The organism is Roseateles sp. FW301-B2, assembly GCF_058788955.1.
The window spans coordinates 1-24,671 of the sequence record NZ_JBYTBE010000004.1 but is presented as its reverse complement, the minus strand read 5'-3'; the positions used below and the strand labels follow the sequence as shown (position 1 = coordinate 24,671).

Here is a 24,671-nt window from a genome sequence, read left to right as displayed (position 1 = left end):
CGTCCGAGGAAGCCCCATGTCCATACGCCGCCAACTCTGGGCTCTTGCCATCGCCACGCTGAGCTGCAGCGCCGCCCAGGCCCTGGACAAGGTGAAATTCAACCTCGCCTGGCTGCCCCAGGGCAGCACCGGCGGGGTGCTGGTAGCGGCAGCCAAGGGCTTTTATGCCGAGGCCGGGCTGGAGGTGCAGACGCAGCGTGGCTACGGCGGCCAGCGCACCGTCAACGAGATCGACCAGGGCCTGTTCGAGTTCGGCTACGGCGATCCGATCAGCGTGATGCTCAACCGTGCGAATGGCGGCAAGACGGTGATGGTGGGCGCCATCAACACGCAATGGCCCGGCGCGCTCTGCTATATGCCGAGCAAGCTGGGTAAGGCACCGAAGCTGGCGGAACTCAAGGGCATGAGCGTGGGCGGCGGCGCGGCCTCGCCGCTGCAGAACCTGGTGCCCGCCTGGCTGCAGGCCAACGGCCTGCCAGCCAACCATCTCAAGCTGCTGCGCCTGGACCCGGCCGTCATCAACCCCAGCTTCCTCGAGGGCAAGGTGGACCTGGCCGAATGCTGGGAAGGCGCCAACAAGCCCCTGCTGGAGGCCCTGGTGCAGCGCGAGGGCAAGCAGCTCGCCGCCCTGCGCTACCGCGACTACAACCTCAACATCTACGGCAACGGCATCGTCGCCAGCGAGGCCCTGGTGCAGGCCAGGCCCGAACTGGTGAAGCGCTTCGTCACCGCCACCTACCGCGGCTACGACTACATGCGCAAGAACCCGGATGAGGCTGCGGACCTCATCGTCGCCAGCAACAAGCTGCTGAGCAAACCCATCCTGATGCAGCAGATCAAGGAAACGCTGGACATCATCAGCGACCCCGGTGCCGACAACAAAAAGCTTGGCTACATCCGCGCCGACCGCATGCACGCCACCATCGAATTCGCCAAGAAGGCCTTCAAGGTCACCGCCGATGTGCGCGGCGGCGAGGTCTACACCAACCGTTTCATCGTCGACTGAGACGCCCCACCATGACTACACCCGGCAAGATCAAACCCCGCAAGCTCGGCCATCTGGTGCTGATGGTGCGCGACATCCACAAGTCCGTGCACTTCTACACCGAGATCCTGGGCCTGGAAGTGTCTGACTGGATCAGCGACCAGATGGTGTTCCTGCGCGCCGGCAGCGATCATCACGACCTGGCCCTGGCCCAGATCCCCGCCGACTCGCCCGAGCGCGAGGAACTGCCGCGTTATGGCCGCCCCGGCCTGGAGCATTTCTCCTACCTGGTGGACGACCTGGCCGAGATGGAGCGCGCGGTGCAGCTGCTGCAAGCCCATGGCGTGGAGATCGTGCGCGGCATTGGCAAGCATGGCCCGGGCGAGAACCTCTTCCTGGTCTTCAAGGACCCGGATGGCAACAACGTCGAGCTCTACTGCGAGATGACCCAGATCACTCCGGCGCAGCCCTACGAGGCCAAGGTCTGGGAGCGCAATATCGACTCCTTCGACCAATGGCGTTTTGCCCGCTTCGTGGTGCCTCCGCTGGCCGCCGTGGTGGCCGCCAAGCAGGGCAAGCCCAAGGACGAGGCCTGAGATGAGACGCGCGCTGGAATCGCTGATCTTCTGGGGCCTGCTGGCCGCGCTGTGGGAATACGGCGTGGGCGCTTTAGGCATACGCCGCTACCTGCTGCCGCCGCTGTCGGCGGTGCTGGCGGCGGGCTGGGAGGCGCGCGAGATGCTGCTGAGTGAGACCTGGGTCACCACCACCGAGGTGCTGATGGGCTTTGGCCTGGCGGTGGTGGGCGGCATCCTCTTCGGGGTGTTGATACACCTGAGCCCGTTGGCGCGCCGCACGCTCTACCCGCTCATCACCGCGCTGCAGAGCATGCCCAAGATCGCGCTGGCGCCGCTGATGATCGTGTGGTTCGGCTACGGCCTGGGCTCCAAGGTGGCGGCCACCTTTCTGTTCGCCTTCTTCCCCGTGGTGGTGGCCACCCTGGGCGGCATGCAGAACGTACCCATCAACCTGGACGAACACTTCCATGCCCTGGGCGCCTCGCGCTGGGACCGCTTCTGGCGCCTGCAGATGCCCTCGGCCCTGCCCGCCTTCGTGGACGGCATCAAGATCGCCATGCCGCTGGCGGTGATCGGCGCCATCGTGGGCGAGTTCATCGGCGCCGAGCAGGGCCTGGGCCATCTGATGACGCTGGCCACCGCGAACGCGCAGACCGATCTGATGTTCGCCGCCATCCTGGTGATCACCGCCCTGGCCGTGTTCCTCTATGCCCTGGTCGAACGCCTTGCGCGTGCGGTCTGGTGGCGCGGCATTTCCTACTGAAGAAACCATTCATGTCCCAGCATCCGTCCAAGCCGGTGATCGAAGTTCGCCAGGTGCTCAAGACCTTTGCCGGCAAGCGCGAGGTGAAGGCACTGGAAGCGGTGGACCTTGCCATCGGCGCCCATGAGTTCGTCTCCATCCTCGGCCCCAGCGGCTGTGGCAAGAGCACGCTGCTGCGCATCGTCGCCGGGCTCACGCCCTACCAGGGCGGCGAGGTGAGTGTGAACGGCCGCGCGGTGATGGGCCCCAGCCCCGAGATCGGCGTGGTGTTCCAGAGCAGCAATATGCTGCCCTGGCTGACGGTGCGCGAGAACATGGCCCTGGGTGCCAGGCTGCGCAAGCTGCCCGAATCCGTCTGGGCACCCAAGCTCGAGCAGCTGATGGGCATGCTGGGGCTGAAGGGCTTCGAGCAGCATCACCCGCACCAGCTCTCGGGCGGCATGCGCCAGCGCGCGGCGATCGGCCAGATCCTGGCGCTGGACCCGCAGATCCTCTTGATGGACGAGCCCTTTGGCGCCCTCGACGCGCTGACGCGCGACCGCCTCAATGTGGAGCTGCTGCGCATCTGGCAGGAGCAGCGCCAGACCGTGCTGCTGGTGACCCATTCGATCGCCGAGGCGGTGTTCCTCTCGGACCGCGTGCTGGTGATGTCGGGCCGCCCCGGGCGCGTGGTGCAGGAGATCACGATCGACCTGCCACGCCCGCGCCGGCCCGAATCCATCAAGGAGAACCCGCGCTATGGCGAGTACATCGCCGAGCTGTCATCGCTGATGGGGGTGTTCAAGGATGAACACTGAGGCTGAGCTGCGCGCCCTGCTGCGCGAGATCGGCCCGCGCTGGGCCGAGGACATCAACACCCACCGCGACCAGGTGCTGCGCGCCTACACCCCGCTGCTGGCCGCGCACCCGCTGCCCGGCCTGCAGATCGAGCGCGCCATCCCCTACGGCGCCCATGCGCGCCAGGTGCTGGATGTCTACCTGCCACCCGGCACTGCTGCGGCAGCGCCCAGGCCTATCGCCGTGTTCGTGCATGGCGGCGCCTTTGTGCGCGGGCAGATGAATGCCAACGAGCAGGTCTACGGCAATGTGCTGCGCTTCTTCGCCCGCCACGGCTTCGTGGGCGTGAACGTGGAGTACCGGCTCGCGCCCGAGGCGCCCTTCCCCGGCGGCGCCGAGGACGTGGCCGCGGCGCTGCGCCATGTCCAGGCCCATGCCGCCGGCTGGGGCGGCGACGCCACGCGCATCCTGCTGATCGGCCATTCGGCCGGCGGCGCCCATGTGGCCTCGCTGCTGTGCGACCCACGCCTGCAGGCCCAGCGTCCGGCCGTGGCGGCGGCAGTATTGATCAGCGCCCGGCTGCGTGCCGATCTGCGCGCCGACAACCCCAATGCCGGCGGCGTGCGCGCCTACTTCGGCGAAGACACCGCGCGGCTGGACGCCGATTCACCGGTGCAGCATGCGCAGCACCTCAACGTGCCCACCCTGCTGGCCGTGGCCGAGCATGAGAACCCCTGGCTGGACGTGTACGCCGCCGAGTTCTGCCACCGCGTGGGCCAGGCGCAGGGGCGCATCCCGCGCCTGATCTGCGTGCCCGAGCACAACCACACCTCCATCGTTGCCCACCTCGACAGCGGCCATAGCGGGGACAGCGACACGGTGTTTGGCGAGCAGCTGCTGGCCTTTGCCCAGTTGCTGCGTCCGCCCATTCCTTCCTAGCGCAGTCATCGCGCCGAGGCCACCGGCCTCCATCCCATCATCACTTTCAGGAGTCACCCATGGTCACCACCGGACTGACCGGGGCGTTTGCGCCCGTCGTCACCCCCTTCGCCGCCGATGGCAGCCCCGACGTGCAGCGCTTCATCGCCCATGCGCGCTGGCTCGTGCAGCAAGGCGCCGGGCTCGCGCCCTTTGGCACCAACAGCGAGGCCAACTCGCTCACCCTGGACGAGCGCCGCCATCTGCTCGAGGCGCTGCTGGAAGCCGGCATCCCCGCCGCAAAGCTGCTGCCTGGCACCGGCGCCTGCTCGGCCGGCGAGGCCGCGCAATTGAGCCGCCATGCGGTGCAAGCCGGTTGTGCCGGTGTGCTGATGCTGCCGCCCTTCTTCTACAAGGGCCTCAGCGACGAAGGCCTGTACGCCTGGTATGCCGAGGTGATTGCGCGCATCGCCGATCCGCGGCTCAAGCTCTACCTGTATCACATCCCGGCGCTGAGCGGCGTGCCCATCAGCCATGCCGTGATCGAGCGCCTGCTGCGCGACTTCCCTGGCACCGTGGTGGGCATCAAGGACAGCTCGGGCGATTGGGACAACCTCGCCGCCATGCTGGCGCGCTTCCCGACGCTGGAGATCTTCCCTGCCTCGGAGAGCTTTATCTCGCGCACCCGGCCGCTGGGCGCGCGCGGCTGCATCTCGGCCACCGTCAACATCAACCCCGGCCGCATCAGCCGACTGGTGAGCGAGTGGAACAGCGAACAGGGCCCGGCCCTGCAGGCCGAGGTGGACCAGCTGCGCCAGATCGTGCAGGCCTATCCCATGATTGCCGCGCTCAAGGAGGTGCTGGCCACCGAGCTGCACGACGCGCAATGGCGCCGCGTGCGAGCGCCGCTGACGGCACTCAGCGCCAGCCAGTCCGTGGCCCTGCACGCCGCGCTGCAAGCCATCGATTTCCAACTGGCATGACGGCGCAGGCGCTTGCCCCGCTGGGGGCTTATCCCATGCTGCGGCGCCGCGGTGCCTGGGTGTTCGTCTCGGGCATGAGCGCGCGCCAGGCCGATGGCAGCTGCGCGGGCATGACAAGGCTGGCCGGCGGCGAGCTGCAGATCGATGTGGCCGAGCAGACCCGCGTGGTGCTCGCCAAGATCCGCGCCGCGCTGCAAAGCCAGGGCGGCGAGCTGGGCGACTGCGTCAGCCTGAGCTGCTACCTCACCGACATGCGCGACTTCGCCGCCTACAACCGCGCCTACGCCGAGTTCTTCGACGCCGAGACCGGCCCGGCGCGCACCACCGTCGCGGTGCACCAGCTGCCCCATCCGCAGATGCGCATCGAGATCACGGCCACCGCCTGCCTCGGGGAGCCACGATGAGCCGCCCGCCTCGACTTGACGACAGCGCCTTCGACCAGCTGCTGCGCCGCGCGCGCAGCCAGAACCGCTGGCTGGACCGGCCGGTGGCACCCGAGCTGCTGCGTGAACTCTACGAGCTCATGAAGATGGGCCCCACCAGCATGAACTGCGCGCCGGCCCGGCTGATCTTCGTGTGCAGCGCGGCGGCGCGCGCGCGCCTGCTGCCGCTGGTCTCGCCCGGCAATGCGGAGAAGGTGCGCAGCGCGCCGGTCACGGTGCTGATCGGCACCGCACGGCGCTTCCAGGAGCGCCTGCCCCAGCTGTTTCCACACCGGCCCGAGGCGCGTCGTCAATTCGACGACAACGCCGCACTGGCGGAGAGCACGGCGCTGCGCAACGCCACGCTGCAGGGCGCCTACCTGATGCTGGCCGCGCGCGGTCTGGGGCTGGACGTTGGGCCGCTCTCGGGCTTCGATGCGCCGGCCGTGACGGCCGAGTTCTTCACCCCGGAACCGACCTTTGCCGGCGAGGCGGTGGAAGCCAACTTCCTCTGCAACCTCGGCTATGGCGACCCGGCAGGCTTGTTCGAACGCCTGCCGCGCCTGCGTTTCGAGCAAGCCTGCAAGCTGCTGTGATGGGGATGGAGTTGATCGCCTACATCGGCCTGGGTGCCGCCACCGGGGTGCTGGCCGGCCTGCTGGGCGTGGGCGGCGGCATCGTGATCGTGCCTCTGCTGGTGCTGATGTTCGGCACCCTGCCCTGGGGGCCGGCGCAAGCGCCGCATATCGCCCATCTGGCCCTGGGCACCTCGCTGGCCAGCATCGTGTTTACCTCGCTCGCCAGCGTGCGTGCCCACCACCGCCGCGGCGCGGTGGACTGGGGGCTGGTGAAGCGCCTCAGCCCCGGCCTGGTGTTGGGCACCCTGGCCGGCAAGGCCTTGGCAGCGGCGCTTTCCACACCGGCATTGAAGGCCTTGTTCGTCTGCTTCGCCTGGATCGTGGGCGTGCAGATGCTCCTGAACCTGCGCCCCGCCGCAGCGCGGCCGCTGCCCCGACCGGCCGGCCTGCATCTGGCCGGCGCCGGCATCGGTGTGTTCTCCAGCCTGGTGGGCATCGGCGGCGGCTCGGTGTCGGTGCCCTTCATGAGCTGGTGCAGCGTGCCCCTGCACCGCGCCATCGCCACCTCGGCGGCGCTGGGTTTCCCGATCGCGCTGGCCGGCAGCCTGGGCTTCATCGCCAATGGCCTGCAGGCCGAGGCACGGGGTCAGGTCTTGCCTGCGCTGTGCCTGGGCTATGTCTATCTGCCGGCGCTGGCCGGCATCGCCCTGGGCTCGGTGCTCACCGCGCCGCTGGGCGCTCGGCTGGCACATGCACTGCCGGTCGCACGGCTCAAGCAGCTGTTTGCGCTGCTGCTGCTGGTGCTGGGCACGCGCATGGCCTGGGGCCTGATCAAGCCTTGGCTGTGGGCATAGCCGGTATCGGCAGCCCGTCCAGGCCCTTCACCTCCTGCATGGAAAAGCTGGTGCGCACCATCTTCACCCCCGGCAAGCGGCGCAGCTTCTGCTGCATCAGCGCGGAGTACCCGTCCAGGTCCTGGGCCACCACCACGAGTACGAAGTCCTCCGGGCCGGAGACGCCATGACACATCACCACCTCGGGGATGTCGCGCACCGCACGCTCGAAGTCCAGCGAATGGTCTTCGTCCTGGCTGTCGATGCTGATGGTCACAAAGGCCATCACGCCATAGCCCAGCGCGCGGCGGTCCAGCCGGGCCTGGTAGCCGGTGATCAGCCCGGCCTCTTCCAGGCGCTTGATGCGCCGCCAGCAGGGCGATTGGGACATGCCCGTGAGCTGTGCCAGCTCGCCCGTGGTCAGGCGCGCGTCCTTTTGCAGCGCGTCCAGCAACACCCGGTCGGTTGCGTCGATCTCAACCTGCATTTGAATTTCTCCGAATTGACTGTTTCAGGAAACTTTAACCCCAAACAACAGCATGTAGGGTTATCGATTGGTCACATTCGTATTTTGCTGCATAGACTGGCCTTCATGTATACATGTGCAGTCAAACAAATACAGGCTTCCCGACCATGAGTTCCCACCACCCCACCGAATCCCAAGCCCTGGCCCAGGCCGATTTGCTGAGCCGCGAGCACTGCCTACAGCTGGACGCCCAGGACCCGCTGGCCGCCTGCCGCGAGCGCTTCACGCTGCCGGCCGGCGTGATCTACCTGGACGGCAACTCGCTGGGCGCCATGCCTGCGGCCGTGCCGGCGCGCATGCAGCAGGCGATTGAGCAGGAATGGGCCGTGGGCCTGATCCGCTCCTGGAACGATGCCGACTGGTACCCGGCGCCGCAGCGCGTGGGCGCCCGCATCGCCGAACTGATCGGCGCCGCCGGCAGCGAGGTGATCGTGGCGGATTCCACCTCGGTGAATCTCTTCAAACTGCTGGTGGCGGCACTGCGCATGCGGCCGGGCCGCCAGACCATCCTGGGCGAGAACGGCAACTTCCCCACCGACGCCTACGTGGCCGCCGGTGTGGCCGAACTCACCGGCGTGCAACACCGCGCCGTGGCGCCCGACGAGGTGCTGGCAGCGCTGAACGAGGACGTGGCCGTGCTCACCCTCACCCATGTGAACTACAAGAGCGGCCAGGTCTACGACATGGCGGCCATCACGCGCCGTGCGCACGAGGTGGGCGCCCTGGTGATCTGGGACCTGGCCCACACCGCCGGCGCCATGCCTTGCGAGCTGAACGCCTGCGAAGCCGACTTCGCGGTGGGCTGCGGCTACAAATACCTGAACGGCGGCCCGGGCGCGCCCTCCTTCGCCTTCGTGGCCACGCGCCACCAGGACGCGCTGCGCCAGCCCATCACCGGCTGGCATGGCCACGCCACGCCTTTTGCCTTCGGCCAGAGCTACACGCCCGCCCCCGGCATCGACCGCATGCTGGTGGGCACCGCGCCGCAGATGGGCCTCTTCTCGCTGGAGGCGGCGCTCAGCGCCTTCGACGGCGTGGACCTGCAGCAGCTGCGCGCCAAGAGCCTCTCGCTCACCAGCCTCTTCATCGCCCTGGTGGACCAGCAGCTGAGCGGCCACGGCTTCGGCCTGGCCACGCCGCGCGAACCCGCCCTGCGTGGCAGCCAGGTCTCGCTCACGCACGAGCAGGGCTACGCCATCGTGCAGGCCCTGATCGCGCGCGGCGTGATCGGCGACTTCCGCGCCCCCGACATCCTGCGCTTCGGCTTTGCCGCGCTCTACCTCAGCCATGCCGATGTCTGGGACGCTGTGGCCACGCTCAAGGACGTGATGGACCAGCGCAGCTGGGCCACGCCCGAGTTCATGGCCAAGAAGGCCGTGACCTGAGCATCCCGGATCGAGTTTCTTCCCTCCCCTCCACTCCGCTCCCCCGGAATCCACCCCACCCCGCCATCCCGAGGAGATTTCCGTGCAAACCAAACTGTCCATCAGCCTGCTTGCCGCTGCAGCAGCCATGGCCGCCGGCCCCGTCCAGGCCCAGGTCACCATTTCAGGCTATGTCGACGCCGCCATCGAGCGCATCAGCTCGGGCGGCAAGACGCTCAACCGCCTCACCTCCGGTGGCCTCACCACCTCGCGCCTGGAGTTCACCGCCAAGGAAGACCTGGGCGGCGGCCTCTCGGCCAAGGCGCGCCACGAGATGATCTTCAAGTCCGACACCGGCGCGATGGACACCAACTCGCGCGAGACCTATGTGCAGCTGGCCCACAAGGACTGGGGCGACATCAACCTCGGCCGCCTGAACCTCTCGTCCTACCATCTCTACGGTTATGCCGACCCGAGCTTCGGCTCTGGCTACAGCCCGGTGAACAACATGATGGTGTTCTACGCGCCCTGGCGCGAGTCGAATGCCATCTCCGTCAACTCGGCCCGCATCAACGGCTTCCAGTTCCGCGCCACGCTGACCGCCGGCAAGGAGGAAAGCGACAACAAGAAGAACGGCCGCGTGCTGAGCCTGGCCGCCGCCTACTCGGACGGCCCGCTCTATATCGGCATCGCCACCGACACGCAGGACAAGACCAATATCTGGGACAAGACGAAGAGCCGCAACGAGCGCTCGCGCGACAGCTATCTGGCGGCCATCTACCGCATCGGTGGCGTGGAGCTGACCGGCATCCTGCACGACTACCGCGGCTACTACGCCTACCCGCCCTATGTGGACTTCGACACCCATGGCCGCAGCGTTCAGCTGGGCACCCGCATCGACCTGGGCAATGGCGTGCGCCTGTTCGGCAGCGTGGTGCGCCGCGATGACGCCACCGGTGCGCTGGCCGATGCCACCGGCGTCGCGGTGGGCGCGCTCTACAACTTCTCCAAGCGCACCACCGTCTATGCCACCTACGGCACGGTGCGCAACGGCAGCCCCGGCAGCGCCGGCGCCGAATACCCGATCGACTGGGGTCTGAGCCCCAAGGCCGGCGAGAACCCGTCGGGCCTGCAGATCGGCCTGCGCCACGCCTTCTGAGTCAACGCCTCCACCACATCAGGACAGCACCATGAACCGTTCCCTGCTCAGCAGCCTGCTGCTCGCCGTCCTGGCGAGCAGCGCCACGGCCCAGACCATCGTGCCCGGCCCCGTCGGCCAGGCCCCCATCCCGGTCAAGGAAGACCTCAGCGAACCCAAGCGCGTGCCCGGCGAGCCGGCGCATGTCAGCGAGCCCGACTACGGCATGGACGCCAAGACCGGCAAGTTCAAGCACCCCGCCGAAGTGCCGGCCATTCCCGGCACCCGCCCCTTCAAGGGCAGCCTGGACTACCTGGACCAGAACACCTACCTGCACAACACCAAGGTCGAGGCCTACCAGGCCGAGATGCTGATCAGCCCCTACCACTCGTGGCAGACCACGCTGGACCTGGACGGCCGGCGCTACATGATTCACCACGAGAAGAACGTCTACAAGGTCTACGACATCACCGATCCGCGCGAGATCAAGGTGATCGCCTCGAAGAACTGGGGCTGGAGCAATGAGTTCGGCCCGCTGACCATCCAGTGGAACGCCAAGCTGCAGAAGAACGTAGCGGTGCAGTGCTATGAGGTCACCCGCTTCGGCATCCTGAAGAACAAGTACCTGCCCGAAGAGGCGGAGAACGTGGCCAAGATCCGCAACCAAAAGATCTTCCGCGGCTTCCGCGTCTTCGAGGTGAACAACCCCGATCCGGCGCAGTGGAAGAAGATCTCCGAACTGCCGCTGGACCCCTACAGCCCGCCCGACAAATTCCCGCAGCAGGGCTCGGGCTGCGGCGAGGTGCCGGTGTACTGGGGCGGCAAATACCTGTTCGTCTCGGGCGCGCCGGACGACACCTTTGCCAACCAGGAATACGCCAACTTCCTCTACAACGAGGCGCAGATGGCCTTCGACCTGAGCGACCCCTACCACCCCAAGCGCCTGGCCACCTGGTGGGTGCCCGGCGCCCGCCTGGGCGAGGAGGAGGAATACCGCAAGAACCCGCGCGTCGGCAAGAAGACCGCCTGGATGGGCGCGCGCATGCCGCTCAACATCCCGCGCGATCCCGAGAAGGGCGGCAAGTATGGCTACGCGGCAATGGGCGGCATGGGCTTCCACGTGCTCGACGTTTCCGACCCGGCGCGCATGAAACCGGTGGGCAAGCTCGACATGCCGGTCAGCCAAGCCGGTACCGAGGGCGACAACATCGACATCAGCAAGGTGGAGAAGAGCGGCGTCGTCTACTACAGCGGCTACCCGCTCAACGACGACTGCTACGAGCCCTACAAGGAGATCTACTCGATCGACGTGAAGGACCCAGCCAACCCGAAGATCCTCAACACCCTGCCCCGCCCCACCCCGCCCAAGGGCGCGCCCATCACCGACTACTGCCAGCGCCGCGGCAGCTTCGGCCCGAAGCGCAGCGGCTACTGGCACCAGCCTGGCACGCCCAGCGACAAGTATCTGGTCTACGCCTTCTACAACGCCGGCGCCCAGATCTATGACGTGAGCAACCCGGCCGAACCCAAGATCGCCGGCTACTTCGTGCCCAAGACGGTGGACCCCAAGGTCAACCTCAGCTTCGGTGACCAGACCCACGGCGTCTTCATCGAGTGGGACCGCAACCTGATCTGGGTCTTCACCAACCACGGTGCCTACGCGGTCTCGACCCCGCTGCTGGGTGCCCCCAAGTTCGACCTCAAGCGCTGAGCGCAATCCCCGAAAGGAAACCCATGAAAAACGCTCTCTCCCCTACCCTCCTGGCCGGCCTGCTGGCCAGCCTGCTGGCCGCCCCCGCCTTTGCCCAGGACGTGGTGCGCATCGGCCACGTCGGCCCCACCAGCGGCGCCATCGCCCACCTGGGCAAGGACAACGAACTCGGCGCCCGCCTGGCCGTGGATGAACTCAACGCCAAGGGTGTGGTGATCGCCGGCAAGAAGGTCAAGCTCGAATTGCTGGGCGAAGACGATGCCGGCGACCCCAAGCAAGGCACGCAAGCCGCGCAGAAGCTGGTGGACTCCAAGGTCAACGGCGTGGTCGGCCACCTGAACTCGGGTACCTCCATCCCCGCGTCCAAGGTCTATGCCGACGCCGGCGTGCCGCAGATCTCGCCCTCCTCCACCAACCCCAAGTTCACCCGCAACGGCTACAAGACCACCTTCCGCGTGGTAGCCGATGACGTGCATCTGGGCGGCACGCTGGGGCGTTATGCCGCCAAGGACCTGAAGGGCCAGGCCATCGCCGTGATCGACGACCGCACCGCCTACGGCCAGGGCGTGGCGGATGAATTCGAGAAAGGCGTGAAGGGCGCCGGCGGCAAGATCGTCGGCCGCGAATTCACCAACGACAAGGCCACGGACTTCACCGCCATCCTGACCACCTTGAAGGCCAAGAAGCCCGACGTGATCTTCTTCGGCGGCATGGACGCCGTGGCCGGCCCCATCCTGCGCCAGATGAAGCAGCTGGGCATGAACGCCAAGCTGGTGGGCGGCGACGGCATCTGCACCGCCGAACTGCCCAAGCTGGCCGCCGGCACGATGGGCGACAGCCAGGTCTTCTGCGCCGAAGCCGGCGGTGTGGACGCCGGACAGAAGCAGGCGATGGAAGACTTCCGCGCCCGCTTCAAAGCCGCCACCAAGCTGGAGGTGCAGGTCTATGCGCCCTATTCGTACGACGCGGTGGGCGTGTTGGTCGCCGCCATGGTCAAGGCCGGCTCCGCCGACCCTGCCAAGTACCTGCCGGTGCTGGCCAAGACCGAGAACTACAAGGGCGTGACCGGCAATATCAGCTTCGATGCCAAAGGCGACATCAAGAACGGCGCGCTGACCCTCTACACCTACAAGGCAGGCAACCGCGAATCGCTGGCGGTGATCCGCTGAGCATGCCGGCCGGCGGCAGCGCTGCCGGCCTTTCCGGGTCCCGGGCCCGACCCGGCCTGCATGGGGAGAGCGTGCAGGCCGTGGTCGGTGCCTTGGGGCCTTTTTTCTCGCCGCCCAATGAAGGGCAGCGGTGACAATCCGCCCATGGCACAAGGCAAGCGAATTTCGGCGGAGATCGGCGGCGACGCGCTCCAGACCATCAAGGACATCGGGGCGGCCGCCAAGCAGGCGCGCCTGCGCGCGGGCGAGGGTCAGGCCGTGGCGGCGGCGCGGCTGGGCGTGCATGTGCAGACCATCGCCCGCATCGAGTCCGGCGAACCCGGGGTCGCGATCGGCCATGTGGTGGGACTGCTGGCGCTCTACGGCATCTCCGCTGCGCTGATAATCGCCGCCCCCTCAGGGGAATTTCTTCCCTGAGGTAGCCAATGGAACTCTGATGAATAAAAGTGAACTGATCGAAAGCATCGCCACCAAGAGTGGCGTCACCCGCGCGGCCGCCGCCACCATGCTGGACGCCGCCCTGGGCACGATCACCGAAGCCCTGGTCGCTGGCGACGCGGTTGCCATCCTCGGCTTCGGCAATTTCAAGGTCAGCGCCCGCGCTGCCCGCACCGGCAAGAACCCCGCCACCGGCGAAGCGCTGGAGATCCCGGCCTCGAACGTCCCCAAGTTCACGCCCGGCAAGGCACTCAAGGACGCGGTGAACAGCAAGTAACAAGCAGCGCCTTCGCCGCCTCGATGCGCAGCGCCAGCGCCACGCTCTCGTCGTTCATGACCGCGAGCAGAAAACGCCTGGCCTGCTGCATCGGGGCGTCCGTAGCCGCATCGCCAGGCACTGGCACCGCCACCGACATCACCGCGGCCGGCACGCCGCCCAGCCGCTCCAGCGCCACGCCCAGATCGGCGCTCTGGATGCTTTCAAGCCGCATCAGCAGATCCGCCTGGCCCTCCATGCCGGGCGCGGTGTCTAGCCAGGGTTCCTCGGCAAACACCGGCGCCAGGTCCGGGGCCACAAAGGCCGACCAGCGCTCGGGCGTCAGCTGCTGCGGCGGCAGCGTCAGCGCGTCCGCTCGGTCGGCTTCGGCGCGGGCCGGCAGACAAGCCAGCCGCCCGGCGGCCAGATCCCCCAGATAGCGCAGGCGCAAGGCCTCGAGAAACGCCGCGGCCCGCGATGCCGGCAGCGGCTGCGCAAACGAGAACCAGAGCTGGTAGCCATTGCGCCCGGACACCGCGATGGCGGGGGCCGGCAGACCCAGATCGGCCTGCACGCCACGCCACAGCTGGCCCATCGCCTGCCAGTCGGCCGGAGCGGAGAGTTCCAGCGCCGCGGCGCGCAGGCCGCCGTTCGCATTCGCGTCGGCATCGCTGGGCGGGGTCTGCGAAAAACCATAGAGGCGCTGCAGTTCGGCCTGAAGTCTTGTCATGGGCATAGCAAGTCGGGATGGGGCGCGCAAACGAGCGGCCCAGAAACGGCGATGCCCGGCCGTCTGAAGCCGGGCATGCCGTGATGCTATTCGTTTTGCATCATCACATCACATGGGGGTGATGTCTGTCGGCAACTGCGTGCCGATGGTGGGGGAGGTCTTTAGGAACGGCTTCTCGATCGGTCTACCCTCCTTCCAGCGTGCTTGGAATGACGCGTCTGTCGCAGTGGCGGGCCACGATCCGGCCCCCTCTGCAGCCCTAGTAAGCGCCTTTCCGGCCGCTGCGTCAAGGCCCATGGCGCGGTGCGCGCGCGGTCATTTGCGCTGGATCAGCCTTGCTAGCCTCGCCTGCCACCCAGCAGCAGCAAGGCGCCGCCGGCCGCGATGGCCGCCACGCCCAGCCACACCGGCACATTGACGGTCTGCTTTTCCTTCACGGACAACTCGATCGGCCCCAGCTTCACGTCGTGGGTCTCCTTGGTATAGCTGAAGCTGCCATACAGCAGCCCCAGCACGCCCGCGATCAACAGCGCGATACCAGCGATCTTCCAGGTGTTCATGACGGCTCCCTTGCAGGTTTCAGATGCGCCGGCCCTGCACCACGCGGACGATGAGCACCACCACCGCCACGACCAGCAACAGGTGGATCATGCCACCCATGGTGTAGGAGCTGACCAGGCCCAGCAGCCACAGCACCACCAGAATGACGATCAGTGATTCAAGCATGTCGTTCTCCTCGAATTGGGATCCTGCCCCACCACCCAGGTGTGGCAGCCAGCCAAGCCCAATCTACGCATGCGGGCCGCGCTTTTCCGTGCGCTATCGAACACAGCGGCCGGCCCCGGCCCGCAGCTGATGGGCGCCAACACCCTGCTGGGCAACGACGTCTACAACAAGGACGACGAGGACCTGGGCCAGCGGCATCCACAAGTTCTACGGCACGCCGTACAGCGCCGACTGACGCGCCGGTTCAGCGCGGCAGCAGATGCCGCGCAAAGAAGTCCACGATGCGCCGATCGACCTCGGCCATCTCGGCGCGATCGAAACCGGGCGGATCGTTGAGCAGCTCGCCCAACAGCCCATCCAGGCCGGCCGGCAGCGGCGACAGCAGGGCGCCGTGCCCGGCCTGCGGCAGCTCGGCCAGGCGCTCGCAGGCCTCGCAGGCGGCGAGCACGCGCTCGCTGTGGAAGCGCGGAATCAACCAGCGATCCTGGCCGGCCGTGATGAGCGCCAGCGGCGCGCGCGGATGGGCCAGCGATGCCATGTCGAAGTCGGCGGCGGCCGGCACGCCCGCCACCACCGCGGCCACGCGCGGGTCCTCATGGCTGCGCGGGCGCTCATCGTCGAAGCGCAGCCCTATCACCAGCAGCGCCAGCGCCTTCTTGAGGCCGTCCAGGAAGTTGCCGCGCAGCTGCGTGATCAGACCCACGCAGCTCTGGAAGTCCTCGGCCAGATGCGCCTCGCAGTGGCGCTTGAAACCCGCCGGCGACCAGCGCCCGCCCGCCATGCTGAGCGCCGTGTGGCCGCCGGCCGACATGCCGTACACGCCCACCTTGTCCAGCCGCAGCAGGGGCGCAAAACGGGCGTCGGCGGCCACCGCGTCGATGGCGCGCGAGACCTCGGCGGGGCGCTGGCTCCAGCTCTCGGGGCCGGGCCGGCTGGGGTCCTTGTAGTTGTCGGCCTGGTGCTCGGGCAGGGCCACCACGAAGCCGGCCTCCACCAGGGCGCTGGCCAGGTCCGCATGCACCCAGGGCGAGCCGCCCGAGCCATGCGAGATCAGCACCAGCCGCCCATTGCCGGCCACCGGCGCGGCATCCGGCGCCACCTGCAAGCGCATCTGCCGGCCCTTGTCGAGGCGCTGCGGCGCTGCCGCGCTGGGGTAGTAAAGGGTCACCGGGCCATCCTGGCCGGAGGCCGGGATCTGGCTCAGGCCCACCGAGGCGCAGGCCAGGCCGTGCAACAGCGCGCACAGCGGCGCGCCCATCCATCTCTGCCATCGCATCGTTTCCTCCACATCGAGGGCCCCTGCCCTCGGTGCGCGCACGATGCCGGCGCCGCGCCGCCGCGTCTCGCCGAAAGCCGCCATGCGCGCTTTCGGCTGGCCGATTGCAGGAATCGGCCAGCGCCTGCCGGCCATCAGCTCACCAGCAAGCCCTGCTGGCCCGCGCGCAGCCGCAGCATTTCCGCCGCCACGGCCCCAAAGCATTCGCAGGCCCGGGACTCCAGGCCGATGCGGTCGAGCACGCAGAGGTGGCCGCGCCGGTAGCGGATATAGCCCTGCTCCTGCAGCCGGCAGGCCGCCTCGCTGATGCTCTCGCGGCGCACGCCCAGCAGGCCGGCCACCAGCGACTGCGTCATCACCATGTCGCCCGCGGGCACGCGGTCGAAGGTGGCCAGCAGCCAGCGGCTGAGCTGTTGCTCGACCGTGTGGTGGCGGTAGCAGACGGCGGTCTGGCAGATCTGCGTGATGAGGGCCTGCGTGTATTGCAGCAGCACCTGGCGCAACGGGCCGTCGCGCTCGAAGGCCTGCAGCAAGCGCTGCGGCTCCAGGCGGTAGCCATGACCGCCGGACTGCACGATGGCCGAGCTGGGCATGCTGAGCCCGCCCATGAACGCCGACACGCCGACCATGCCCTCGTAGCCCACGCCGCAGGTCTCGGCGCAGTCGCCCGAGGCCAGCGCGCCGTAGAGCGACACCACCGCGGTGGTCGGAAAGTAGACGTGGCGCAGCGGCTGGCCCGCCTCGTAGATGGGCTCGCCCACCAGCATGGGCACCAGCCTCAGGTGCACGCCCAGCGCCTGGCGCTCGGGCTCGGGCAGTGCGGCCAGCAGCTGGTTCTGCAGGAGGCTGTGGGCGGCATGCATGAGCGGCTGCTGGAGCGTCTAGCCCGCGCCTACTTGCCGGCCGTCACTTCGACGCCGATGCCGCGGTAGCCGATGAGCCGGCAGCCCTGGTCGAACATGGGTTCGCCGCTGACGCGGAACTGGCGCCTCGTGCCGGTCGCCGCGTCGACATGGTGAAACAGCATGTCGATGAAGGGCCGGCGTGCCGCGATATTGCCCTGCAGGGCCTGGCGCTCGCCCTCGTCCCAGCCCTCCGCGAGCGCATGGCCGCCCTGCCCGTCCAGACCCGCGACGCGCAGCCCCAGCATCTCCAGCACCGGGCCACAGACCTTGGTGAACTCGCCCGCCTCGTCCTGCTCCCAGTACCAGTCGGAGGCCAGCTCGGTGAGGCTGCGGTAGCGCGCCTCGCTCTCGCGCAGCTCGGCCGTGCGCTCGTGCACCGCCTGCTCCAGGGCCTTGTTGTAGCTTTCCAGCTTGCGGTAAAGCAGGCGCACCTCCAGCATGTTGTGGATGCGGGTCTTCACCTCCACCAGGTCGAAGGGCTTGCTGATGAAGTCCTTGGCGCCGGCCTGCAGGGCGCGCAGCTTGTGCCCCGGCTGGGCGGTCAGCACGATGACGGGCAGGTAGCCGTCGTCGTCATTCGTCTTGAGCCCCTCCATCACGGCGAAGCCGTCCATCAGCGGCATCTGCAGGTCGAGCAGGATCAGGTCGAAGGCCTGGTCGCGATGGAGGGCGCACACCTCGGCCGGGTTCATGGTGGACGCAACCCGGGTGTAGCCCGCATCGGCCAGCAGCCGGCTGAGCAGGCGCACATTGGCAAGCTGATCGTCCACGATCAGGATGCTGGCCTGAAGAATGTCGCGCTTGTCGAGCATCACACGATCTCCTGCAGCAAGGCTTCGCCGGCGCCGTCGCGCGCGCACGCCAGCGCCAGGTCCAGCGTGTCCATGAATTCCTTCACCTTGATCGGCTTGGTGAGATAGCGGAAGAACCCGGCTTCCAGGCCCTTGGCAATATCGCGCGGCATCGCGTTGGCGCTCATCGCGATGACCGGGATATGCGCGGTGGCGGGGTTGTCCAGCAGGATCTTCAGCGCGGTGAGCCCGCTGATGCCGGGCAGGTTGATGTCCATCAGGATGACATCGGGCTGCGCCGAATGCGCAAGCTCGACGCCGCGGCGCCCATCCCTGGCACTGAGCAGGCGCAGGTCGGAGCGGCGCGCCAGCAGGCGTGCCACCAGGGTGAGATTGGCAGGGTTGTCCTCCACGCACAGCACGCTGCGCTGCGGCACGCCCGGCAGTGTCTCGGCGCTGGCATGGGCCGTCGGCGTCGGCAGGGCCTCGACCAACTGCGGCGCTGCGGCGGCCTGCAGCTCGACCCAGAACAGGCTTCCCGCGCCCTCGGTACTTTCGACACCGATGACCCCGCCCATCAATTCAACCAGTTGCTTGCTCACCGCCAGGCCGATGCCGGTGCCCTCCTCGACGCCGCCCTCCTGGCCGAGCCGGTTGAAGGGCTGGAACAGCTGCGCCAGCTTCTCGGCGGAAAGTCCCCCGCCGGTGTCCTGGAACGCGATGCGCACCCGCCCACCGGCGCGGGCGCTGCAACGCACCTCCACGCTGCCGCCGACGCGGTTGTACTTGATGGCGTTGGACAGCAGGTTGACGAACACCTGCTTGACCCGGGTGCGGTCGGCCCTGACGAAGATCGGCGCCTCGGCCGCGATGAAGTTCAGGCGGATGCCGCTCTGGCGCGCCTGCGGCTCGATCATGGCCTGGCAATCGGCGAGCACCTCGTCCAGCAACATCGGCTCCGGCGACAGCGAGAGCTTGCCGGACTCAATCAGCGCGAGGTCCAGGATCTCGTTGATCAGTTCCAGCAGATACCAGCCGGCCTGGAGAATCTGGTCCAGGCTGTCCTGCTGCGCCGGCGTGGGCGAAGGACTGCCGGAATCGATCAGCTGCGCGAACCCCAGGATGGCATTGAGGGGCGAGCGCAGCTCATGGCTCATATTGGAGAGGAACTCCGACTTGGCCAGGTTGGCGCGGTCCGCCGCGGTCTTGGCCTCCTGCAGCGCCAGGTTGGTGTCGCGCAGCGACTGGTCCAGGCGTTCCTGCTCGGCCTCGACGCGCTTGCGCGCCCGGTTGTCCGTGCCGATCAGCAGGTAGCCGATGATGTCGTGCTGCAGGTTGCGCAGCGCCGTGACCGACACCACCGCCGGCAGGCGGGTGCCGTCCTTGCACACATAGGTGAGCTCGTAGATGTCCTCGATGCCGCGCCGGGCCTTGAACACCAGGGCCTCGAAGCCCGGGGCGATGGTGGTGGCGAACTCCGCGCTCAGGGCGCGGGCGCGCTCGACGATTTCCTGGGGGTCCGAAATATCGGCCGGCGTGACGCAGTTCAGCACATCAGCCGGCGCATAACCCAGCATGTGCTGGGCACCTATATTGAAGACCTGGATCACCCCCTGCTCGTCGGTGGCGATGCTGGAGAACTTGGCGCTGTTCAGGATCGCATCCTGCAAGGCGCCGGTCTTCAGCAAGGCCTTGCGGCGGCGCGCTTCGAGCGTGCTGCGAGCGCGCCCCGCGTTCAGGAGCTGAGGCTGGAGCTTTTGCATGTGCGGACCTTCGCTTGGGTCGGTCGGATCCGAACCGCGGACTGCGGGTTTCGGCTGCGCGGCGCCCGGCAAGACCGAGCCGCGACACCAGCCGAGGCAAGCTATGTTCGCTGGGTCACACAGCCGCGGTCTGTGCGGCAGCGTACGAAAACACGGTACCGGAGGCGCTAGCGGGCCCCGCGTATCGCCTTGCCGTCCACGGAACGCGTGATCGGGCAGTTGACGACGATGTTGGTGATCGCCATCGACAGTTCCCCGGACTCCACGGCACTCAGGATCTGCTCCTCGGATTTCAGCTCGCGTGCCAGCGACGGCTTGTGCCAGCGCAGCAGCACCATGCGCCAGAGCGGGCTGTAGGACGCGTCCGCGTTGCCCGGCCCCGTCGGCGCAGGCGCCGACTGGAACACGGTGATCTGTGAATCGTCCACGAACTTGTAGACCCGCTCGACCAGCGACGGCCGGCCCGGCGCCGCGACGGCCTCGGCCAGCCGGGGCACGAGATTGACGCCAAGCGCCTGGGCCATGGTCGGGTCGGAAATGTCGGTGGTGACGTACTCGACCTTGCGCCCGTCCACCCAGGCGAAGTTCAGCGGCAAGGTAACGAGCGGCGTCCGCCCCGGATCGGGCAGGGCCGCGCAGGCGCACAGCAGCGGCGCTGCAAGGGCGGCGATCAAGAAGCGAAGCTGGCGCATGGTTCGATGCTCCCGAAGTCTTGGACGGCCGTCGAATTCCCGGTTCTCGCTGCCCTAGCGCTGCCGCAAGCCATCCAGCTGGGCCACCGCAGCATGCAGCAGGTCTTCGACCATGCCGAGCACGCGACGCCGCTCGGCCGCGATGGGCGCGCGCTGCGCATCGAGCTGGCCCGGGTCGGAGAGCTCGGCGCTCAGCAGCAGATGGAACGGCAGCCTCAGCGGCAAGCCGTCCATCAGGCCGCGCGGCCCGTCCGGCAGGCCGCCGGCGGGCGTGGCCGGGCGGCCGGTCAGGTCGATCATGGTGCCGACCATGCGCTGCACACGCCCCTCGGCGCTGCGCTCGATGGCGCGGCCGCGGGAATGCATCACGCGGTAGCCCGAGCCATTGCTGCGCAGGCGGAACGTGGCCTCGTAGCCGGGCTGGGCGCCGCGCGCATGTGCGCGCATCGCCGCCAGCATCATTTCAAGGTCATCGGGGTGGACGCGGCAGCGCCAGAAATGCGCGCTGTCGGCGCCATGCGGCGCCGGAAATCCCAGCCGCTGCTTCCACTGCGGCGAGTGATGGACGGTCTCGAGTTCGGGGCGCAGATCCCAGACCCCGAGCTCGCCCGCTTCGATCGCCTGGCGCCAACGAAAGTCCATCGATTGCTGCATGTCCATGGCAGCGATTGTCATCGCAGTGCCGCCAGCCGTTGCCGCCGGAACTCGCTCGGGGTCAGACCCGTCGCCGCCTTGAAGGCTCGGTTGAAGGGGCCGATGGACTGGAACCCCGCCTCCAGCGCAATGCTCAGCACCGGCTGCTCGCGGCACGCCGGGTCGGCCAGCGCGGCCGAGGCGGCCTCGAGGCGCAGGCCGTTGACGAAGGCATTGAAGTTGCGATGGCCCAGCTGCTGGTTGATGAGGCGGCGCAGGCGGTATTCGGGCAGGCCCAGGCGCGCGGCCAGGCTGGCCAGGCTCAAGTCCTCGGCCTGGTAGAGGCGCTCGGCGCGCACGCGGGCCTGCAGCGCCAGGGCCTGGGCGCGCTCGGCCATGTCGACCTCGGCGACCTCAGCGACCTCGGCGGGGGCAGCGGGCGCATCAGCTGGGCCGCCCGGCGGCGCGGCCGGCGGCGGCAGCAGCTCGAGCGGGCGCAGGCCCAGCAGCGCGCTGGCCAGGGCCGCCAGTATCAGCAGCAGCCAGGCCGCATCCAGCAGCGCCGCCGCGCCCGACAGCCGGCCCTGCGGCGAGGCCTGGCGCAGCGCCAGCATCGTCAGGGCATACAAGCCGCCCGCCACCACCACGAAGACGCGCAAGCGGCGCCGGCGCTCGACCAGATCGCCACGCCAATGCGCCGCCGCGGCAGCGGCCGACAGCGCGGTGAACACCAGCGGCATGGCGCGCTGCAGGCCGTGCGTATAGGGCAGCAGGGGCGAGGCGGCCCCGCTGGCGGCGAGCAGGCAGTTCAGTAGGCTCACGCCCGCGGCGCCGCACCAGAGCAGCACATGCAGGGGCCGCAGCCGGAATTCGTCGTTGAAGAGGGTCTGCACAAACACCCAGAACAGCACCGCATTGCCCACCGAGACGGCGATCAGCGGCGCCTGCCAGCGCAGGCTCACCTCGGCCTCGAACAGCGGCGTGGAGCTGATGAGCTGCACGCCCAGGCCCAGGCACAGCAGGGCGGCCGCGCGCGCCGCCGCCAGGTCGGGGCGGGCGTGCAGCAGGCGCGCGCCCAGCAGGGTGAGCAGGGCCAGCGCCGCGCCGCGCAGGGCGGCATCGATGAGGGCAAGCGGGAGGGCGTCGGCGGGCATGGCGGCCGCAAGATAGCATGCGGGCCATGCCTCACCACACCACCACCCAACGCCTCGTCCTCGGCTGCATGGGCCTGGGCGGCGGCTGGGACGCCAATCCCATCGGCGAAGCCGACATCGCGCGCGCCCATGCCGCCGTGGAAGCCGCGCTCGATGCCGGCATCCGCCGCTTCGACCATGCCGACATCTACACCCTGGGCAAGGCCGAGCAATGCTTTGGCGAGCTGTTCCGCCGCCAGCCGGCGCTGCGCGGGCGCCTGCAGCTGCAGAGCAAGTGCGGCATCCGCTTTGCCGATGCCGGCGCGCCCAAGCGCTACGACCTGAGTGCGGCGCACATCCTGGCCAGCGTGGACGCCAGCCTGGCGCGCCTGCACACCGATCACCTCGAGCTGCTGATGCTGCACCGGCCCGATCCGCTGCTGGAGGCAGACGAGCTGGCCGAGGCCTGGCAGCGCCTCAAGGCCAGCGGCAAGGTGGGCCGGCTGGGGGTGTCGAACATGCATGGGGCGCAGATGCGCGCGATCGAGCGCGCCATCGGTACGCCGCTGGCGGCCAACCAGCTCGAGATGAGCCTGCTCAAGCGCGACTGGCTGGACAGCGGCGCCTGCTTCAACGACGCCCAGGCGCCGGCCGCTGCGTCTGCCTGGGGCGACACCCTGGCGCATTGCCAGCTGCAGGGTGTGGAGCTGCAGGCCTGGGGGGCGCTGGCGCGCGGCTGGTACAGCGGCGCCGCGCCGGGCCATGCGCCGGCCGCCGTGCATGCCACGGCCGGCCTGGTGCGCAAGCTTGCCGAGGAACTTGCCACCAGCCCCGAGGCGGTGGTGCTGGCCTGGCTGCTGCGCCACCCGGCGCGCATCAGCGCGGTGATCGGCAGCAGCGACCCGGCGCGCATCCGTGCCTGCACCCAGGCGCAAGACCTGACCCTGAGCCGCGAACATTGGTACCGGCTTTACGAAAGTGCCCGCGGGCAGGAACTGCCCTGAACCCTGAGCCCCCAGCCATGAACTTGTTGATCAAGACAGTGCCGGCCCGGTTGGCCGCCGTAATGGCCGCCGTAATGGCCGCCTTCCTGGCCGCCTGCGCCCAGGCCCCGCTTCAAAGCATTGACGACCAGGCCTGGGTGCAGGCCGCGGCCGGCGGTTGGATGGTGCGCGCCAACACCGCCGCGGCCAGCTGCCCCACCCTCAGCTGGGAGGGCGGCGCGCTGCCGATGCGCCTGCGCGCCGGGCCCGCCAGCGTGCCGGCCAGCCAGGCGGGCGCCAAGCCTGCGGTGTTCACGCAGCGCAGCTGCGAACTGGAGCTGCCCGCGGGCGCGCGCCAGCTGCGCGTGGGTGGCCTGGAGCTGGCCGCCCCGGTGGTCGAGCCGCGCCGCCTGCTGCTGCTGGGCGACACCGGCTGCCGCATGAAGGCCTCCGAAAACGCTTTTCAGGACTGCAACGACCCCGCCGCCTGGCCCTATGCGGCGGTGGTGCGCCGGGCCGCCGCGATGCAGCCCGAGCTGGTGATCCATGTGGGCGACATGCATTACCGCGAAAGCCCCTGCCCCGCCGACCGCGCCGGCTGTGCCGGCAGCCCCTGGGGCTATGGCGACGATACCTGGCAGGCCGATTTCTTTGCGCCCTCGGCGCCCTTGCTGAAGGTCGCCCCCTGGGTGATGGTGCGGGGCAATCACGAGAGCTGCGCGCGTGCCGGCCTGGGCTGGTTCCGCTATCTCGATGCCCATGCCTGGCAGGGCCCCGAGGCCTGCGAGGACTTCACCGCGCCGTTCGCGCTGCCGCTGGATTCCCAGACCCAGCTGATCGTGTTCGACTCCTCGGCGGTCGTGAACCGCGCCTACCCGTCAGGTGACGCGGCCCTGCAGCGCTACCAGGCGCAGCTGCGCCAGGTCGAGCAGCTGAGCGCCGCGCGCCCGCACAACTTCCTGCTGCACCACCACCCGGTGCTGGGCTTCAGCAGCAGCGCCGATGGCACCCCCCGGCCGGGCTCAGCGGGCCTGCGCTCGGCCATGGCCGGCCTGCATCCGCAGCGCTATTACCCGCCCGGCGTGAACCTGGTGATGAACGGGCACGAGCACCTGTTCGAGGCCATCGGCTTTGCCAGCGATCATCCCGGCACCCTGGTGCTGGGCAACTCCGGCTCGGCGAATGGCTGGACGGTGGACGAGGCCAAGGCCTTGCAGGCGCAGCCCGCGCCAGGCGCGGTGGTGCAGAGCGTGGCCACCTATGGCGGCTATGGCTTTGCCACCCTGGACCGGCAGGGCGAGGGCTGGCTGCTCACCGAATGGAGCGTGGACGGCAAGGCGCTGAAGCGCTGCGACATCGTGGGGAGCAAGGCGAGTTGCCGAGACGTGCCTTGAGAGGTGGGCAGGATTTCGGCCCGCGCGAGTGGTCGGAGCTGAGTCCTCGTTTTTTTAGATCCCCGTAGGCGACGTGGGACGACAGGCAGCTTGGCAGGGCGGATTCAATCGGTCGACGCAACACACTAGGGGCCGATCAGGCCGAAGGAGTGTTGGACATGAGGCAGCGACCGCGGATCTACTACTCGGATAGCCAGAAGGCGCTG

28 protein-coding genes are annotated in these 24,671 nt (G+C 68.6%); 17 read left to right on the top strand and 11 right to left on the bottom strand.

The features are described 5' to 3' along the window. Positions 1-16: 16 nt before the first annotated feature. Genes AC3WQY_RS04350 through AC3WQY_RS04310 form a run of 9 tightly spaced genes read left to right on the top strand, consistent with a single transcriptional unit; the run spans position 17 to position 6,858 of the window. Positions 17-1,006: an ABC transporter substrate-binding protein gene (locus tag AC3WQY_RS04350; protein WP_492706110.1), complete on the top strand. Its 990-nt coding sequence runs from the start codon at positions 17-19 to the stop codon at positions 1,004-1,006. A gap of 11 nt (positions 1,007-1,017) precedes the next feature. Then, a complete protein-coding gene (locus tag AC3WQY_RS04345; RefSeq protein WP_492706108.1) occupies positions 1,018-1,581 on the top strand; it encodes a VOC family protein in 564 nt (187 codons plus the stop codon). Position 1,582: 1 nt separating this feature from the next. Continuing rightward, positions 1,583-2,326, top strand: a complete 744-nt coding sequence (locus AC3WQY_RS04340; RefSeq protein ID WP_492706106.1) for an ABC transporter permease — start codon at positions 1,583-1,585, stop codon at positions 2,324-2,326. Between the two features lie 11 nt (positions 2,327-2,337). Then, positions 2,338-3,123, top strand: a complete 786-nt coding sequence (locus AC3WQY_RS04335; protein WP_492706104.1) for an ABC transporter ATP-binding protein — start codon at positions 2,338-2,340, stop codon at positions 3,121-3,123. Continuing rightward, on the top strand, positions 3,113-4,042 hold the full coding sequence (locus tag AC3WQY_RS04330; protein WP_492706102.1) for an alpha/beta hydrolase: 930 nt from the start codon (positions 3,113-3,115) through the stop codon (positions 4,040-4,042). Before AC3WQY_RS04335 ends, AC3WQY_RS04330 begins: the two co-directional genes overlap by 11 nt. Positions 4,043-4,101: 59 nt before the next feature. Continuing rightward, on the top strand, positions 4,102-5,004 hold the full coding sequence (locus AC3WQY_RS04325; protein WP_492706100.1) for a dihydrodipicolinate synthase family protein: 903 nt from the start codon (positions 4,102-4,104) through the stop codon (positions 5,002-5,004). Continuing rightward, positions 5,001-5,408: a RidA family protein gene (locus tag AC3WQY_RS04320; RefSeq protein ID WP_492706098.1), complete on the top strand. Its 408-nt coding sequence runs from the start codon at positions 5,001-5,003 to the stop codon at positions 5,406-5,408. The genes AC3WQY_RS04325 and AC3WQY_RS04320 overlap by 4 nt, the downstream gene beginning before the upstream one ends. Next, positions 5,405-6,022: a malonic semialdehyde reductase gene (locus AC3WQY_RS04315; protein WP_492706096.1), complete on the top strand. Its 618-nt coding sequence runs from the start codon at positions 5,405-5,407 to the stop codon at positions 6,020-6,022. The genes AC3WQY_RS04320 and AC3WQY_RS04315 overlap by 4 nt, the downstream gene beginning before the upstream one ends. Beyond that, on the top strand, positions 6,022-6,858 hold the full coding sequence (locus AC3WQY_RS04310; protein WP_492706094.1) for a sulfite exporter TauE/SafE family protein: 837 nt from the start codon (positions 6,022-6,024) through the stop codon (positions 6,856-6,858). The genes AC3WQY_RS04315 and AC3WQY_RS04310 overlap by 1 nt, the downstream gene beginning before the upstream one ends. Here AC3WQY_RS04310 and AC3WQY_RS04305 read toward each other — a convergent pair. Further along, a complete protein-coding gene (locus AC3WQY_RS04305; RefSeq protein ID WP_492706092.1) occupies positions 6,836-7,324 on the bottom strand; it encodes an Lrp/AsnC family transcriptional regulator in 489 nt (162 codons plus the stop codon). The two genes, AC3WQY_RS04310 and AC3WQY_RS04305, sit on opposite strands and share 23 nt — an antisense overlap. 194 nt (positions 7,325-7,518) lie before the next feature. Between AC3WQY_RS04305 and kynU the strand changes: the two genes are divergently transcribed. The 6 genes from kynU (at position 7,519) to AC3WQY_RS04275 (ending at position 13,460) form a co-directional block, all read left to right on the top strand. Continuing rightward, positions 7,519-8,748, top strand: a complete 1,230-nt coding sequence (gene kynU / locus AC3WQY_RS04300) for a kynureninase (protein ID WP_492706347.1) — start codon at positions 7,519-7,521, stop codon at positions 8,746-8,748. An 82-nt stretch (positions 8,749-8,830) separates the two neighbouring features. Then, complete coding sequence (locus AC3WQY_RS04295; protein WP_492706090.1) at positions 8,831-9,886, top strand: porin; 1,056 nt, start codon at positions 8,831-8,833, stop codon at positions 9,884-9,886. Between the two features lie 31 nt (positions 9,887-9,917). After that, positions 9,918-11,576 (top strand): LVIVD repeat-containing protein, encoded by a 1,659-nt coding sequence (locus AC3WQY_RS04290; protein WP_492706088.1) that lies wholly within the window; start codon positions 9,918-9,920, stop codon positions 11,574-11,576. A 23-nt stretch (positions 11,577-11,599) separates the two neighbouring features. Further along, positions 11,600-12,745, top strand: a complete 1,146-nt coding sequence (locus AC3WQY_RS04285; RefSeq protein ID WP_285235459.1) for a branched-chain amino acid ABC transporter substrate-binding protein — start codon at positions 11,600-11,602, stop codon at positions 12,743-12,745. Between the two features lie 144 nt (positions 12,746-12,889). Continuing rightward, positions 12,890-13,162, top strand: coding sequence for a helix-turn-helix domain-containing protein (locus AC3WQY_RS04280; protein ID WP_492706085.1), 273 nt, complete (start codon positions 12,890-12,892; stop codon positions 13,160-13,162). A 19-nt stretch (positions 13,163-13,181) separates the two neighbouring features. Then, entirely contained in the window at positions 13,182-13,460 is a 279-nt protein-coding gene (locus tag AC3WQY_RS04275; protein ID WP_492706083.1) for an HU family DNA-binding protein, read from the top strand. On the opposite strand, the gene AC3WQY_RS04270 is transcribed toward AC3WQY_RS04275, so the two are convergent. From AC3WQY_RS04270 to AC3WQY_RS04225, 10 genes are all read right to left on the bottom strand, one after another. Beyond that, on the bottom strand, positions 13,435-14,169 hold the full coding sequence (locus AC3WQY_RS04270) for a hypothetical protein (RefSeq protein WP_492706081.1): 735 nt from the start codon (positions 14,167-14,169) through the stop codon (positions 13,435-13,437). The two genes, AC3WQY_RS04275 and AC3WQY_RS04270, sit on opposite strands and share 26 nt — an antisense overlap. Positions 14,170-14,507: 338 nt before the next feature. Further along, positions 14,508-14,729: a hypothetical protein gene (locus AC3WQY_RS04265; RefSeq protein ID WP_285235455.1), complete on the bottom strand. Its 222-nt coding sequence runs from the start codon at positions 14,727-14,729 to the stop codon at positions 14,508-14,510. Positions 14,730-14,748: 19 nt separating this feature from the next. Further along, the gene (locus AC3WQY_RS04260; RefSeq protein ID WP_285235454.1) at positions 14,749-14,895 is read right to left on the bottom strand and encodes a lmo0937 family membrane protein; all 147 of its coding nucleotides are present in this window, start codon (positions 14,893-14,895) and stop codon (positions 14,749-14,751) included. A gap of 244 nt (positions 14,896-15,139) precedes the next feature. Then, positions 15,140-16,171: an alpha/beta hydrolase family protein gene (locus AC3WQY_RS04255; RefSeq protein WP_492706078.1), complete on the bottom strand. Its 1,032-nt coding sequence runs from the start codon at positions 16,169-16,171 to the stop codon at positions 15,140-15,142. 134 nt (positions 16,172-16,305) lie between these two features. Then, a complete protein-coding gene (locus AC3WQY_RS04250; protein ID WP_492706076.1) occupies positions 16,306-17,034 on the bottom strand; it encodes a Crp/Fnr family transcriptional regulator in 729 nt (242 codons plus the stop codon). Positions 17,035-17,063: 29 nt separating this feature from the next. Beyond that, complete coding sequence (locus tag AC3WQY_RS04245) at positions 17,064-17,888, bottom strand: response regulator (protein WP_492706074.1); 825 nt, start codon at positions 17,886-17,888, stop codon at positions 17,064-17,066. Next, complete coding sequence (locus AC3WQY_RS04240) at positions 17,888-19,630, bottom strand: PAS domain-containing hybrid sensor histidine kinase/response regulator (RefSeq protein WP_492706072.1); 1,743 nt, start codon at positions 19,628-19,630, stop codon at positions 17,888-17,890. The genes AC3WQY_RS04245 and AC3WQY_RS04240 overlap by 1 nt, the downstream gene beginning before the upstream one ends. A gap of 167 nt (positions 19,631-19,797) precedes the next feature. Beyond that, a complete protein-coding gene (locus AC3WQY_RS04235; RefSeq protein WP_492706070.1) occupies positions 19,798-20,322 on the bottom strand; it encodes a DUF7482 domain-containing protein in 525 nt (174 codons plus the stop codon). Between the two features lie 54 nt (positions 20,323-20,376). Then, positions 20,377-20,997, bottom strand: a complete 621-nt coding sequence (locus AC3WQY_RS04230; RefSeq protein WP_492706068.1) for a PAS domain-containing protein — start codon at positions 20,995-20,997, stop codon at positions 20,377-20,379. After that, positions 20,994-22,109: an AraC family transcriptional regulator gene (locus AC3WQY_RS04225; RefSeq protein ID WP_492706066.1), complete on the bottom strand. Its 1,116-nt coding sequence runs from the start codon at positions 22,107-22,109 to the stop codon at positions 20,994-20,996. Before AC3WQY_RS04225 ends, AC3WQY_RS04230 begins: the two co-directional genes overlap by 4 nt. Before the next feature lie 26 nt (positions 22,110-22,135). Here AC3WQY_RS04225 and AC3WQY_RS04220 point away from each other — a divergent pair, with 26 nt between their 5' ends. Next, positions 22,136-23,092 (top strand): aldo/keto reductase, encoded by a 957-nt coding sequence (locus tag AC3WQY_RS04220; protein WP_492706064.1) that lies wholly within the window; start codon positions 22,136-22,138, stop codon positions 23,090-23,092. A gap of 17 nt (positions 23,093-23,109) precedes the next feature. Beyond that, positions 23,110-24,465, top strand: coding sequence for a metallophosphoesterase family protein (locus AC3WQY_RS04215; RefSeq protein ID WP_492706062.1), 1,356 nt, complete (start codon positions 23,110-23,112; stop codon positions 24,463-24,465). Positions 24,466-24,671 lie beyond the last annotated feature (206 nt).

What these genes read in the sequence shown, in the direction of transcription:
- AC3WQY_RS04350 (WP_492706110.1), top strand. Translation starts at nt 17, where the DNA reads ATGTCCATACGCCGCCAACTCTGGGCTCTTGCCATCGCCACGCTGAGC.
- AC3WQY_RS04220 (WP_492706064.1), top strand. Translation starts at nt 22,136, where the DNA reads ATGCCTCACCACACCACCACCCAACGCCTCGTCCTCGGCTGCATGGGC.
- AC3WQY_RS04320 (WP_492706098.1), top strand. Translation starts at nt 5,001, where the DNA reads ATGACGGCGCAGGCGCTTGCCCCGCTGGGGGCTTATCCCATGCTGCGG.
- AC3WQY_RS04315 (WP_492706096.1), top strand. Translation starts at nt 5,405, where the DNA reads ATGAGCCGCCCGCCTCGACTTGACGACAGCGCCTTCGACCAGCTGCTG.
- AC3WQY_RS04235 (WP_492706070.1), bottom strand. Translation starts at nt 20,322, where the DNA reads ATGCGCCAGCTTCGCTTCTTGATCGCCGCCCTTGCAGCGCCGCTGCTG.
- AC3WQY_RS04330 (WP_492706102.1), top strand. Translation starts at nt 3,113, where the DNA reads ATGAACACTGAGGCTGAGCTGCGCGCCCTGCTGCGCGAGATCGGCCCG.
- AC3WQY_RS04215 (WP_492706062.1), top strand. Translation starts at nt 23,110, where the DNA reads ATGAACTTGTTGATCAAGACAGTGCCGGCCCGGTTGGCCGCCGTAATG.
- AC3WQY_RS04245 (WP_492706074.1), bottom strand. Translation starts at nt 17,888, where the DNA reads ATGCTCGACAAGCGCGACATTCTTCAGGCCAGCATCCTGATCGTGGAC.
- AC3WQY_RS04260 (WP_285235454.1), bottom strand. Translation starts at nt 14,895, where the DNA reads ATGCTTGAATCACTGATCGTCATTCTGGTGGTGCTGTGGCTGCTGGGC.
- AC3WQY_RS04335 (WP_492706104.1), top strand. Translation starts at nt 2,338, where the DNA reads ATGTCCCAGCATCCGTCCAAGCCGGTGATCGAAGTTCGCCAGGTGCTC.
- AC3WQY_RS04270 (WP_492706081.1), bottom strand. Translation starts at nt 14,169, where the DNA reads ATGACAAGACTTCAGGCCGAACTGCAGCGCCTCTATGGTTTTTCGCAG.
- AC3WQY_RS04265 (WP_285235455.1), bottom strand. Translation starts at nt 14,729, where the DNA reads ATGAACACCTGGAAGATCGCTGGTATCGCGCTGTTGATCGCGGGCGTG.
- AC3WQY_RS04240 (WP_492706072.1), bottom strand. Translation starts at nt 19,630, where the DNA reads ATGCAAAAGCTCCAGCCTCAGCTCCTGAACGCGGGGCGCGCTCGCAGC.
- AC3WQY_RS04275 (WP_492706083.1), top strand. Translation starts at nt 13,182, where the DNA reads ATGAATAAAAGTGAACTGATCGAAAGCATCGCCACCAAGAGTGGCGTC.
- AC3WQY_RS04290 (WP_492706088.1), top strand. Translation starts at nt 9,918, where the DNA reads ATGAACCGTTCCCTGCTCAGCAGCCTGCTGCTCGCCGTCCTGGCGAGC.
- AC3WQY_RS04345 (WP_492706108.1), top strand. Translation starts at nt 1,018, where the DNA reads ATGACTACACCCGGCAAGATCAAACCCCGCAAGCTCGGCCATCTGGTG.
- AC3WQY_RS04310 (WP_492706094.1), top strand. Translation starts at nt 6,022, where the DNA reads ATGGGGATGGAGTTGATCGCCTACATCGGCCTGGGTGCCGCCACCGGG.
- AC3WQY_RS04325 (WP_492706100.1), top strand. Translation starts at nt 4,102, where the DNA reads ATGGTCACCACCGGACTGACCGGGGCGTTTGCGCCCGTCGTCACCCCC.
- AC3WQY_RS04255 (WP_492706078.1), bottom strand. Translation starts at nt 16,171, where the DNA reads ATGCGATGGCAGAGATGGATGGGCGCGCCGCTGTGCGCGCTGTTGCAC.
- AC3WQY_RS04285 (WP_285235459.1), top strand. Translation starts at nt 11,600, where the DNA reads ATGAAAAACGCTCTCTCCCCTACCCTCCTGGCCGGCCTGCTGGCCAGC.
- AC3WQY_RS04230 (WP_492706068.1), bottom strand. Translation starts at nt 20,997, where the DNA reads ATGACAATCGCTGCCATGGACATGCAGCAATCGATGGACTTTCGTTGG.
- AC3WQY_RS04340 (WP_492706106.1), top strand. Translation starts at nt 1,583, where the DNA reads ATGAGACGCGCGCTGGAATCGCTGATCTTCTGGGGCCTGCTGGCCGCG.
- AC3WQY_RS04225 (WP_492706066.1), bottom strand. Translation starts at nt 22,109, where the DNA reads ATGCCCGCCGACGCCCTCCCGCTTGCCCTCATCGATGCCGCCCTGCGC.
- AC3WQY_RS04250 (WP_492706076.1), bottom strand. Translation starts at nt 17,034, where the DNA reads ATGCATGCCGCCCACAGCCTCCTGCAGAACCAGCTGCTGGCCGCACTG.
- AC3WQY_RS04280 (WP_492706085.1), top strand. Translation starts at nt 12,890, where the DNA reads ATGGCACAAGGCAAGCGAATTTCGGCGGAGATCGGCGGCGACGCGCTC.
- AC3WQY_RS04305 (WP_492706092.1), bottom strand. Translation starts at nt 7,324, where the DNA reads ATGCAGGTTGAGATCGACGCAACCGACCGGGTGTTGCTGGACGCGCTG.